8 protein-coding genes are annotated in these 12,323 nt (G+C 61.4%); all 8 read left to right on the top strand.

What is annotated here, in order from left to right; all coding sequences use genetic code 11:
• Positions 1 to 59 precede the first annotated feature (59 nt).
• The 8 genes from IMX18_RS02235 to IMX18_RS02200 all read left to right on the top strand — a co-directional run bounded on the left by IMX18_RS02235 (position 60) and on the right by IMX18_RS02200 (position 12,321).
• Positions 60 to 962, top strand: coding sequence for a GntR family transcriptional regulator (locus IMX18_RS02235; protein WP_015271681.1), 903 nt, complete (start codon positions 60 to 62; stop codon positions 960 to 962).
• A gap of 212 nt (positions 963 to 1,174) precedes the next feature.
• Positions 1,175 to 3,631: a membrane-bound PQQ-dependent dehydrogenase, glucose/quinate/shikimate family gene (locus tag IMX18_RS02230; protein WP_191472165.1), complete on the top strand. Its 2,457-nt coding sequence runs from the start codon at positions 1,175 to 1,177 to the stop codon at positions 3,629 to 3,631.
• Between the two features lie 190 nt (positions 3,632 to 3,821).
• The gene (locus tag IMX18_RS02225; RefSeq protein WP_043935892.1) at positions 3,822 to 4,559 is read left to right on the top strand and encodes a TSUP family transporter; all 738 of its coding nucleotides are present in this window, start codon (positions 3,822 to 3,824) and stop codon (positions 4,557 to 4,559) included.
• A 29-nt stretch (positions 4,560 to 4,588) separates the two neighbouring features.
• Positions 4,589 to 5,557 (top strand): TauD/TfdA family dioxygenase, encoded by a 969-nt coding sequence (locus tag IMX18_RS02220; RefSeq protein WP_054573316.1) that lies wholly within the window; start codon positions 4,589 to 4,591, stop codon positions 5,555 to 5,557.
• Between the two features lie 425 nt (positions 5,558 to 5,982).
• Positions 5,983 to 8,037 carry a putative bifunctional diguanylate cyclase/phosphodiesterase gene (locus IMX18_RS02215; RefSeq protein WP_015271685.1) on the top strand — a complete coding sequence of 685 codons (2,055 nt, stop codon included), beginning with the start codon at positions 5,983 to 5,985 and terminating at the stop codon, positions 8,035 to 8,037.
• Positions 8,038 to 8,193: 156 nt separating this feature from the next.
• The gene (locus IMX18_RS02210) at positions 8,194 to 9,531 is read left to right on the top strand and encodes an imelysin family protein (protein ID WP_013974080.1); all 1,338 of its coding nucleotides are present in this window, start codon (positions 8,194 to 8,196) and stop codon (positions 9,529 to 9,531) included.
• 277 nt (positions 9,532 to 9,808) lie between these two features.
• Positions 9,809 to 11,236, top strand: coding sequence for a di-heme oxidoreductase family protein (locus tag IMX18_RS02205; protein WP_015271686.1), 1,428 nt, complete (start codon positions 9,809 to 9,811; stop codon positions 11,234 to 11,236).
• A 20-nt stretch (positions 11,237 to 11,256) separates the two neighbouring features.
• On the top strand, positions 11,257 to 12,321 hold the full coding sequence (locus IMX18_RS02200) for an imelysin family protein (protein ID WP_015271687.1): 1,065 nt from the start codon (positions 11,257 to 11,259) through the stop codon (positions 12,319 to 12,321).
• Positions 12,322 to 12,323: the final 2 nt, after the last annotated feature.

The following is a 12,323-nucleotide window of genomic DNA, read 5'->3' as shown; positions in this document are numbered from 1 at the left end:
GCCCCAGTCCGACCCGAATCTGCTGGATCGACTGAAGATAACCATTCGGAATACAGCCTGTGATAAAGAAAGATCTCGCCCTGCAGTTGGCCCCTCGCGTCATCGAGATGATCCGCGCCCGGTCGATGAAGGCCGGCGAGCCATTGCGCGAGCAGACCTTCGCCCAAGCCTTCGATGTCTCCCGCTCCCCCATTCGCAGGGTATTTGCCCTGCTCGCCGAGTGGAACATCGCGGTGCAGGAGCCCAATCGCGGCTACTTTCTGAAACAGGACGCCGGGCAGATCCAGGAAACCACTGTACCGCCCACCTGCGACCCATTCGAAGACTTCTACCTGCGCGTGGTGGACGACATCCTCAGCGGGGAAGTCCCTGCCGAATTCTTTGAGGCCCAATTACTGCGACGCTACTCCGTGCCCCGCGGGCAACTGCTCAAGGTCCTCAACCGGCTGGCCAGCGAAGCCATGGTCGAGCGCAAGCCCGGGCAAGGCTGGAGCCTTAACGAATTCGTACACAACGCCCAGACCCACATCCAGAGCTACCGCTTCCGCATGGCCATCGAGCCGGCCGCACTGCGCGAACCAGGCTACAAGGTCAACCAGGCCGCATTTGCCAAAGCCCGGGAGCAACAGCAGGCCATGCTCGACGGCGAAATTCACCAGCTGTCACGTGCCCAACTGTTCGAAATTGGCGCCCAGTTTCACGAAATGATCGTGCAGTGCTCGGGCAATCTCTTCTTCATAGATGCCATACGTCGGCAAAACCAGCTCAGACGCTTCATGAGCTACAAAGCCAACGTCGACCGCAGTCGCCTGATGACGCAATGCCTGGAGCACCTGCACCTGCTCGACTTGATCGAGTCCGGTCGGCGTGAAGAAGCCGCTCAGTTTCTCTGGAAACATCTGGACGAAGTCGGCCGGCTCAAGACCCGTCAGGATGCCTTGCTGGAAAGCCAGCAGGCGTAACCCCTTCCCCCGCCTTCCTTTCATTACCCGCGCGTTCAGATCAGGGAAGGCAGCTTAGACATTGCCTTCTTTTTACGCAAGATACAAAACCGCCCTGAGATTCAGCGCCATGAGTAAATTTCGCGCCACTTATTGTATTTCATTGTAAGAATAAGCAATTATGCGCGCCGCTCGGACGCACTGTGGCACCGAATCACACAGGGATGATTGCAATGAAACAAGGAACGTTGGCTAACGGGACGGGGGTCTCCAGCCTGCTGTTCGGGGTGTACACGATTCTGCTGGCCCTGCTTGGCCTGACGCTGGCCTGTCAGGGAAGCACGCTGGTCAGTGCCGGCGGCTCGCCTTACTACGCAATGATGGGTACCGCATTGCTGCTGTCAGCCGCACTCATGGGCCTGAAGAAGTCGCTCGGCATCTATCTCTACGGTGCAGCATCCCTGGCCACCTACGGCTGGGCAATCTGGGAATCCGGCTACAACGGCTGGGCCTATATCCCACGTCTGGCATGGCTGGTACTTCTCAGTGTGATCTTTCTGGCCTTCTGGCCTCTTGTCCGGCGCGACTTTGCCAAAGTCAACAAGGCACTGTATTTCAGCGTCATGGGGGGGCTGCCGCTGCTGATGGCGGCCACCATCCTGACACCGCTGTTCTTCCCCAACACCGTTCACCTGGCCGACTCGCCCGCTATCACCGCACATACACAGCAACCCTTCAGCCGCAGTACCGTGACCTCACCGGACGCCAATGTCGCCGCGTCCCACGACAAGACCAACTGGACCGCCTATGCCGGCTCCAACCTCGGCAACCACTATTCCGCTGCGGCGCAGATTACCCCAAGCAACGTTTCCGGCCTGGTCAAGGCCTGGGAGTATCATCATGGCGATGTGAAACAGCCTGGCGAAAAAACCAAGTATCTGAACGAGGCCACGCCAATCAAGGTTGGCGACTCGCTGTATACCTGCACGCCCAAGCAAATCATCATTTCGTTGAGCGCCACTACCGGCAAAGAGAACTGGCGCTACGACTCGAAAGTCGACCCGGACTATTTCGCCAACGGTGGTGCCTATTGCCGTGGTGTCTCGTACTACGAAGTACCCAATGCCAGTGGCCTATGCGCCAAACGCATCATCTGGGGCACCAACGACATCCGCCTGGGTGCAGTTGATGCGCTCACCGGGCAGGCCTGCCCAGATTTCGGCACGGCAGGCTTTGCCGACCTCAAGGACGGCCTGGGCACGTTCCGCAAAGGCTCCACCGGCATCACTTCTGCACCACTGGTAATCCGTGGTGTGGTCATTACCGGTGGCCGCGTGCTTGACTCGGATGTGCGCCCGGCGCCATCAGGTGTGGTTCGCGCCTACGACGCAGTCAGCGGCAAACAGAAGTGGGCCTGGGACCTCGGTCGCCCCGACAGCACTGCGCCTGCCGACGCCGATGAAACCTATACGCTCAGCACGCCCAACTCATGGGCGCCGATTTCCGCCGACGACGAACTGGGGCTGGTCTACATCACCACCGGCAATGCTGCAGGCGACTTCTATGGCGGTACCCGTACCGAACAGGAAGACAAGTTCAGCTCTTCACTGGTGGCCCTGGATGCGCTCACCGGCAAGGTCAAATGGCATTTCCAGACCGTCCATCACGACCTCTGGGACTACGACCTGAGCCCACAACCGGCGCTGATCGATTTCCCCACGAGCAGCGGCCCACGCCCGGCCGTCATTCAAGCGACCAAATCGGGCCAGTTGTTCGTCCTCGACCGCGCCACCGGCGAACCGCTGGTCGACGTGGTGCAGGCTGCCGTCCCGCAGGGCACTGCCCCTGGAGACTACACCGCGGCGACGCAGCCGCTGTCACCAAGCATGCCGAGCACCATGGGCCGCCCATCGAAAAGACCGGAAGTGCTGAACGAAGCCGACGCCTGGGGCCTGACGCCGTTCGATCAGTTGCAATGCCGCATCGAGTTTCGCCAGGCGCGTTACGAAGGGATCTTTACACCGCCGGTAGTCGGCCAGCAAAGCCTGATCTTTCCCGGCCATCACGGCGGCCTGAACTGGGGCGGAGTGATGGTGGACCTGCAGCGAGGCCTGCTGATCATCAACAACCAGCGGTTGCCGTACATGCAGGGGCTGGTTCCACGCGAACAGCTCGATGCGATCAATGCCAAGTCGTTCCAGGAGTCGCCGGGCAATAACCAGGGGTTCCGCGTCCAGGCCGGTCTGCCGTTCGGGGCAATCAAGGACCCATGGATGTCAGCGCTGGAACAGCCGTGCATCGCACCACCCTGGGGGTTCATCTCCGCTATCGACCTGCGCACACGTGAAGTGCGCTGGAGCCGCCCGTTCGGCACCGGCTATGACAGTGGGCCCTTGGGCATCGCCTCGAAACTGCGCTTCGAAATCGGCACTCCGAGCGACGCCACTGGCGTGGCTACAGCAGGAGGCGTGACCTTCATTGGCGCTGCCATCGACCGTTTCATGCGCGCCTACAACAGCGAAAGTGGTGAATTGCTGTGGGAAGAGCGCCTACCGGCCGGCAACCAGGCTTCGCCCCTGACCTACATGAGCGAAGGGCGGCAGTACGTTGTTGCCGTGGTCGGCGGGCATGACCGGATTCCGACCAAGCTGGGTGACAGCATCATTGCCTGGGCGCTGCCGGAAAAATAGCGCGCCCGCTGCGTAAAGGCGCTGCTCGGCACTGAAAGCCAGGCGCTGACATACCCGCTATCAACCAATCATCGACAGCCGATGGCGCGCCGTGCGCCGTCGGGTGGCTGCGTGCGCGCCACAAACAGCAACGAGCAACTGCGGTACAGAAGTGCCCGCTTGAATTCATGTCAATCAGACAGGAGTGACAATGTTTGAACTATCCGCTGGCCTATATGTTTTGGTGGGCGTCAGTTTTCTAACTTCTTTGATGACTGCCGCTATCGGCGTAGGCGGCGGGATTGGCCTATTGGCAGTCATGCCGCAGTTCCTGCCCATTTCTGCCGTTGTGCCGGTGCATGGCCTGATTCAGATGGTCAGCAACGGCAGCCGCTTCGCCTTCGATTACAAGCACGCAAAAATCGAGATTCTCCCGCGTTATGTCATCGGCTGCCTTTCAGGGGCAGCCATCGGTTACTTCTTCATTGGGCATTTCCCGGAAAAGTACCTGTCGTTGATTCTCGGCATCTTCATCCTGGCGATTACCTGGACCAAGCTGGTCGCCTCGCTCGGCTTTGTCCTGAAAAACTTTGCCATCGTTGGTTTCCTGCAAACGTTTCTATCACTGTTCGTTGCCGTCACCGGGCTTATTTCCCAGCCGATCCTGATGAGGATGAACATCAACAAGGATCAGGTCATCGTCACCCACGCCATGCAGATGAGTGTATTGCACGGCCTGAAAGTAGCTGCCTTTGTCTTTGCCGGCTTTGCCTTCATGGACTATGCCCAGTTGATCATCATCATGATCACCGCCTCCACCGCCGGTTCCTACCTGGGCGGCTTTCTTCGAAATCGAATATCGCAACGTGTTGGCGCCATCCTGCTTAAAGCCGGGGTGACGTTCTTCGGTTTGAAAATGATTGTGGACCACTTTATTCAAAACGTCTGAGCTTCATCCATTCAAACAAGGAGTTTGAAATGATCGCGCGTAAAAAGTTTGATTCCAAGGACAGCCAGGGGATCTCGACTTTTCTTCATGAACATGGATACTGCGTAATCAACCCCGAGGACGATTCGCTCGAGGCCTTTCGCGCGGTGGCAGGCCGGTTCGGCCTGATCCAGTTCCATACCAAATCCGACAAGACTGGCGTGGTCGGCGGCGGCGATCCGATCAACAAGGACTGGCAAGCGTTCAGGGACGACTACCACGGCGAACTGTCGAGCGACTTCTATCCCCATACGGATGGCTCGTTCCTCAATGGCATGGCGTATATCGATGGGGTTGCCAGGAAGATTACCCCGCCCAAATACGTCATTCTGCAGTGCGTTTCCAAACCGCAGTTTGGCGGTGACAACTTCCTGGTGGATGGGCAACGCATTTATAATGACCTGCTGGTGAATCATCCCGACATCCTGAGGATCCTGATGACCAGTGGCAGTGTCACGTACTGCCGTGATGACCTGCTGTCGATCGATTGTTCTGTCTTCGAAAAGGTCAATGAGAACAAACTGCGTATTCGCTACCGGTATGACAGCACTGCGTTCAGTCCGGAATGGGCCAGTTCCGCCTTCCAGTATATCCAGGATAAATATTCAACCAACCCGGACTACATCACCAACATTAGCCTGGAACCCGGCGAAATCCTGGTCATGGACAACTTGCGAGTATTGCATGCACGCCACCAGTTCACTGACGGCAACATGAAAAGAAAAGTCCGTAGGCTGTGGATTGCCGATGACACAAGCATGGTATTCAAGAATATTCTCAACCAGTCGCCGGTGCGCAGGGCCATGTTGCCGTTCCAGAAATACAATATTGCCGCCGCCGAGAACGCGCCTGCCTTCATCGATTACAGTTGCGGGATTCGGTTTCAGTCGGACATGTTCCTGACCCCGCCCTGTGCCGAACTTGAACAATGGCCGGCCAGCAGTGCCAATCGCCAATAACCCTTTCCCCGCACTACTGTAACTGCCCGATAACGCGTGCCTTCACAGTGCCTGCCTGATGGCGGATGCTGTGCTCGTCTGCATGCGTACACAGGTGGTTGCCTTTCATCGCAGGGATCCGTCCGCTTCTCCAGCGGCGTGTAAATCAGACCCGCCCCACAGGCGCTACTCCATTTGGAGGAATGTGCCATGCCTGAGGGGGCGGGCTTGCCCGCGAAGCGGTCGACACGGTTTTCATCCACGCCCCACCCGCAAAACGCTTGCTCAGCCCGCATACCACGCTAACATCAAACCTCTGGAAGATTGTCACGGCGCATTCAAGTTGCGGGGTCAGGCAACCGATACACTTCTGATGGTCGGCCGATAGTGTATCGTCATCGTTGATGGCAAAATGATGCCATGCGCATGGATTAAGGAAACCCCCATTGAAGCTGGAATTGCGGAACAGCTTGTCGGTCAAGTTGCTCAGGGTCGTGCTGCTGTCGGCGCTAGCGGTCGGTGTCGTGCTCAGCTGTGCGCAAATCGTCTACGACACCTACAAGACCCGCCAAGCCGTGAACAGCGATGCCCAACGCATCCTCGACATGTTCCGCGACCCCTCGACCCAGGCGGTATATAGCCTCGACCGCGAAATGGGCATGCAGGTGATTGAAGGCCTGTTCCAGGATGAATCGGTACGCATGGCCTCCATTGGCCACCCCAACGAAACCATGCTCGCAGAAAAGTCCCGCCCGCTGCAGGACATGTCCATGCGCTGGCTGACCGACCTGATCCTCGGCCAGGAACGTACCTACAGCACGCAACTGGTCGGCCGCGGCCCCTACAGCGAATACTACGGCGACCTGAGCATCACCCTCGACACCTCGTCCTACGGCGAAGATTTCCTGATCAACGCCGTGATCATCTTCATTTCCGGCGTGTTGCGGGCCCTGGCCATGGGCCTGGTGCTGTACCTGGTCTACCACTGGCTGCTGACCAAACCGCTGTCGAAGATCATCGAGCACCTCACCCAGATCAACCCCGACCGCCCCAGCCAGCATCAGCTACCGCTGCTCAAGGGCCACGAGAAGAACGAGCTGGGCCTGTGGGTAAATACCGCCAACCAGCTGCTGGCCTCGATCGAGCGCAACACCCATCTGCGTCACGAGGCGGAAAACAGCCTGCAACGCATGGCCCAGTACGACTTCCTCACCGGCCTGCCCAACCGCCAGCAACTGCAGCAGCAACTGGACAAGATCCTCGTCGACGGTGGCCGCCTGCAACACCGCGTGGCGGTACTGTGCGTAGGCCTGGACGACTTCAAGGGCATCAACGAGCAGTTCAGCTACCAGGTCGGCGACCAGTTGCTGCTGGCCCTGGCCGACCGCCTGCGCGCCCACAGCGGCCGACTGGGCGCCCTGGCACGCCTGGGCGGTGACCAGTTCGCCCTGGTGCAGGCCAATATCGAGCAGCCCTACGAGGCCGCCGAACTGGCGCAGAGTATCCTCGACGACCTGGAAGTGCCGTTCGACCTCGACCACCACCAGCAGATCCGCCTGCGCGCCACCATCGGCATCACCCTGTTCCCGGAAGACGGCGACAGCACCGAGAAGCTGCTGCAGAAAGCCGAACAGACCATGACCTTGGCCAAGGCCCGTTCGCGCAACCGCTACCAGTTCTACATCGCCAGCGTCGACAGCGAGATGCGCCGCCGTCGCGAACTGGAAAAGGACCTGCGCGAAGCCCTGCCACGCAACCAGCTGTACCTGGTGTATCAGCCACAGATCAGCTACCGCGACCACCGCGTGGTCGGTGTCGAAGCACTGCTGCGCTGGCAACATCCGGAGCTGGGCATGGTGCCCCCGGACCAGTTCATCCCCCTGGCCGAACAGAACGGCAGCATCATCGGCATCGGCGAATGGGTGCTCGACCAGGCGTGCCGGCAATTGCGCGAATGGCACGACATGGGCTTCAGCGACCTGCGCATGGCGGTCAACCTGTCCACCGTACAGCTGCACCACAACGAGCTGCCGCGGGTGGTCAACAACCTGCTGCAGGCTTACCGCCTGCCACCACGCAGCCTGGAACTGGAAGTCACCGAGACCGGCCTGATGGAAGACATCAGCACCGCCGCCCAGCACCTGCTGAGCCTGCGCCGCTCCGGAGCACTGATTGCCATCGACGACTTCGGCACCGGCTACTCGTCGCTCAGCTACCTGAAATCGCTGCCGCTGGACAAGATCAAGATCGACAAGAGCTTCGTCCAGGACCTGCTGGACGACGATGACGACGCCACCATCGTCCGCGCCATCATCCAGCTGGGCAAGAGCCTGGGAATGCAGGTAATCGCCGAAGGCGTGGAAACCGCCGAACAAGAAACCTACATCGTCGCCCAGGGCTGCCACGAGGGCCAGGGCTACCACTACAGCAAGCCGCTGTCGGCCCGTGAGCTGACCAACTTCCTCAAGCAGGCACAGCGAAACCAGGTTTCGATGTTCTGAGCCGCCTGCCCGATTACAGCCCGTGACCGGCATTTACACGAATTGCATGCCCGCCCCTTTACAGCAAATGCAAATCTTTCGCATGATGTTGTCGTTTCGCGTGCCACGGCGCACCGTCCACCCCTTGGTCCAACCACACGACGCAGGAAACCAATAATGATTCGAATGCCTCTGGCCTCCGCCAGTCTGCTGGCCATTGCCATCGCTCTCGCCGGTTGCGGCGAAGGCAAGGACGACAAGGCCGCCGCGCCGCAAGCCCAGGCACCTGCTGCCGCCAGCACCACCGCTGCAGCGCCCGGGGCTGTCGACGAAGCCGCCGGCAAAGCCGTGGTCAAGCATTACGCCGAGCTGGTCTACGCCGTGTACAGCGACTCGCTGAGCACCGCCAAGACCCTGCAGACCGCAGTCGACGCGTTCCTGGCCAAGCCGAACGACGAAACTCTGAAAGCAGCCAGGGAAGCCTGGGTCGCCTCGCGCGTACCGTACCTGCAGAGCGAAGTATTCCGCTTCGGCAACACCATCATCGACGACTGGGAAGGCCAGGTGAACGCCTGGCCGCTGGACGAAGGCCTGATCGACTACGTCGACAAGAGCTATGAGCACGCCCTGGGCAACCCGGCGGCCAACGCCAACATCATCGCCAACACCGAGATCCAGGTGGGCGAAGAGAAGATCGACGTCAAGGACATCACCCCCGAGAAGCTGGCCAGCCTGAACGAACTGGGCGGCTCTGAAGCCAACGTCGCCACCGGCTACCACGCCATCGAGTTCCTGCTCTGGGGCCAGGACCTGAACGGCACCGGCCCGGGCGCTGGCAACCGTCCGGCGTCGGACTACCTGGAAGGCAAGGGCGCCACCGGTGGCCACAACGACCGCCGCCGTGCCTACCTGAAAGCGGTCACCGACCTGCTGGTCAAGGACCTCGAAGAGATGGTCGGCAACTGGGCACCGAACGTTGCCGACAACTACCGCGCCAAGCTGGAAGCCGAGTCGGTCAACGACGGCCTGCGCAAGATGCTGTTCGGCATGGGCAGCCTGTCGCTGGGCGAACTGGCTGGCGAGCGCATGAAGGTTTCGCTGGAGGCCAACTCGCCGGAAGACGAGCACGACTGCTTCAGCGACAACACCCACTACTCGCACTTCTACGATGCCAAGGGCATCCGCAACGTCTACCTGGGCGAGTACACCCGCCCGGACGGCAGCAAGGTGACCGGCCCGAGCCTGTCGTCGCTGGTGGCCAAAGTAGACCCGGCTGCCGACGCCACCCTCAAGGCCGACCTGGAAGCCACCGAAGCCAAGATCCAGGTGATCGTCGACCACGCGCTCAAGGGCGAGCACTACGACCAGCTGATCGCTGCCGACAACGCAGCCGGCAACCAGATCGTGCGTGACGCCATCGCCTCCCTGGTCAAGCAGACCGGTGCGATCGAGCAGGCCGCGGGCAAGCTGGGCATTGCCAACCTGAACCCGGATACCGCGGATCACGAGTTCTGATCCTGCTGTAGCGGTTCTGAAAGAGGCGGCCTTCGGGTCGCCTTTTTTGCTTCCGGCCCTATCGCCGGCAAGCCAGCTCCCACAGGTTCCCCACTGGGCTCAGAAGCTGTGGGGTACCTGTGGGAGCTGGCTTGCCGGCGATAGGGCCCGACCAGGCAACCACAAACCATGGCCAACTGACACCGATTTCATCCAGCAATTGCAAATTGCTCTTATTCAAACTCCCTCACCCTGCTAAGCTTGCACGCCGGTTTTTCGCTCACGCCCAGGATTTTCGATGTCCTTGTCGCTGTCCCGACTCTCCCCCCTGCTGCTGGCCTTTGCCCTTGCCGCCTGCGATGACGCCCCGCGTTTCACCCAGGCCGAGCCCGGCGAAGCGTTGTCGGGCGGCAAAGCCACCGTGCAGCGCACTGACCGCAATGCCTATTCCCTGCCCTCGGCCAACCTCTCGCCCGAGCGGCGCCTGGATTTCGCCGTAGGCAACAGTTTCTTCCGCAACCCCTGGGTGATCGCCCCGTCCACTACCACCGCCCGTGACGGCCTGGGGCCGCTGTTCAATACCAATGCCTGCCAGAACTGCCACGTGCGCGACGGCCGCGGCCACCCGCCAGAGCCGGGCGACAGCAACGCCGTATCGATGCTGGTACGCCTGTCGATCCCCGACCAGCCCTACCTGGCCAAGGTGGTCGAACGCCTCGGCGTGGTGCCGGAGCCGGTCTATGGCACCCAGCTGCAGGACATGGCCATCCCCGGCGTGACGCCGGAAGGCAAGGTGCGGGTCAGCTACACCAGCGAAACGGTGTCGTTCGAGGATGGCCACCAGGTCGAGCTGCGCAAGCCGGCCCTGCAGATCACCCAGCTCGGCTATGGCGTGATGCACCCCGACACGCGCTTTTCGGCGCGGGTGGCGCCGCCGATGATCGGCTTGGGCCTGCTCGAAGCCATCCCCGAGGCCGACCTGCTGGCCAACGAGGATCCCGACGACCGCAACCGCGACGGCATCCGCGGCCGGGCCAACCGGGTGTGGGATGACGCCCAGGGCAAAACCGTGGTCGGCCGCTTCGGCTGGAAGGCCGGGCAGCCCAACGTCAACCAGCAGAACGTGCATGCCTTTGCCGGCGACATGGGCCTGACCACCACCCTGCAGCCCAACGATGACTGCACCCAGGCGCAGTCCGACTGCCTGGCCGCGCCCAACGGCGACGGTGCCGATGGCGAAAAGGAGGTCAGCGACAACATCCTGCGCCTGGTTACCTTCTACACGCGCAACCTGGCCGTACCGGCCCGACGCGACGTGGGCTCGCCGCAGGTGCTGGCGGGCAAGAACCTGTTCTACCAGGCCGGCTGCCAGGGCTGCCATACACCGCAGTTCACCACAGCCGCCAATGCCGCCGAGCCGGAGCTGGCCAACCAGTTGATCCGTCCTTACAGCGACCTGCTGTTGCATGACATGGGCCCGGGCCTGGCCGACGAGCGCACCGAATTCGCCGCCAACGGCCAGGACTGGCGCACCCCGCCACTGTGGGGCATCGGCCTGAGCGAAACGGTCAGTGGCCACAGCCAGTTCCTGCACGACGGCCGCGCCCGCAACCTGCTCGAGGCCGTGCTCTGGCACGGTGGCGAGGCCGAGTCGGCACGCAATTTCGTACTCACTTTCAATGCCGAGCAGCGTGCCGCGTTGCTGGCTTTCCTGAACTCACTTTAAAAAGCGCAAAGGAGCCGGGCATGTTCCGACCCAAACTGTTGTTCACCAGCCTCGCCGCACTCGCCCTCGGCGCCTGCTCGCCGCAGGACCCGCAAGCCGTGACCTCCGCTGCCATCGCCAAGCAGGTGATCCTGCCCACCTACAGCCGCTGGGTCGAAGCCGACCGCACGCTGGCCGCCAGCGCCCTGGCCTACTGCGAAGGCAAGGAAACCCTGGACAAGGCCCGTGCCGACTTCCTCAATGCGCAAAAAGCCTGGGCCGAGCTGCAACCGCTGCTGGTCGGCCCGCTGGCCGAAGGCAACCGCGCCTGGCAAGTACAGTTCTGGCCCGACAAGAAGAACCTGGTCGGCCGCCAGGTCGAGCAGCTGGTCAACGCAGACCAGCCGGTCGATGCCGCGGCCTTGGGCAAGGCCAGCGTGGTGGTGCGTGGCCTGTCGGCCTACGAGTACATCCTGTTCGACAGCAAGCCGGACATCGCCACTGCCGAGCAGAAAGCCCGCTACTGCCCGTTGCTGGTGGCCATCGGTGAACACCAGAAAACCCTGGCCGAAGAGATCCTCAAGGGCTGGAACAGCACCGACGGCATGCTCTCGCAGATGACCAAGTTCCCCAACCAGCGCTACGCCGACTCCCACGAGGCCATCGCCGACCTGCTGCGCGCCCAGGTCACCGCCCTGGACAGCCTGAAGAAAAAGCTCGGTGCGCCGATGGGCCGCCAGAGCAAGGGCATTCCGCAGCCACTGCAGGCCGAAGCCTGGCGCAGCCACAGCTCGCTCAAGAGCCTGGAGGCCAGCCTCAAGGCCGCCGAAGCGGTCTGGGTCGGGGTCGACAACCAAGGCCTGCGCGGCTTGCTGTCCAGCGATCAGAAAGCCCTGGCAGACAAGATCGACGTCGCCTACGCTGCCTCGCTCAAACTGCTGGCCGACAACCAGAAAACCTTGGGCGAGCTGCTGGCCGACGACGCTGGCCAGCAAACCCTGAACCAGATCTACGACAGCCTCAACGTCGTCCACCGCCTGCACGAAGGCGAGCTGGCCAAGGCGTTGAACATCCAGCTGGGCTTCAATGCCAACGACGGTGACTGATC

The sequence above is a fragment of the Pseudomonas shirazica genome (assembly GCF_015168335.1).
Classification (GTDB): Bacteria; Pseudomonadota; Gammaproteobacteria; order Pseudomonadales; family Pseudomonadaceae; genus Aquipseudomonas; species Aquipseudomonas asiatica.
The sequence above is the reverse complement of the archived record's forward strand: the minus strand, read 5'-3'. Positions and strand labels throughout refer to the sequence as shown.

Coding starts and splice junctions, on each gene's coding strand:
- IMX18_RS02230 (WP_191472165.1), top strand. CDS start 1,175: ATGAAACAAGGAACGTTGGCTAACGGGACGGGGGTCTCCAGCCTGCTG.
- IMX18_RS02225 (WP_043935892.1), top strand. CDS start 3,822: ATGTTTGAACTATCCGCTGGCCTATATGTTTTGGTGGGCGTCAGTTTT.
- IMX18_RS02220 (WP_054573316.1), top strand. CDS start 4,589: ATGATCGCGCGTAAAAAGTTTGATTCCAAGGACAGCCAGGGGATCTCG.
- IMX18_RS02210 (WP_013974080.1), top strand. CDS start 8,194: ATGATTCGAATGCCTCTGGCCTCCGCCAGTCTGCTGGCCATTGCCATC.
- IMX18_RS02205 (WP_015271686.1), top strand. CDS start 9,809: ATGTCCTTGTCGCTGTCCCGACTCTCCCCCCTGCTGCTGGCCTTTGCC.
- IMX18_RS02200 (WP_015271687.1), top strand. CDS start 11,257: ATGTTCCGACCCAAACTGTTGTTCACCAGCCTCGCCGCACTCGCCCTC.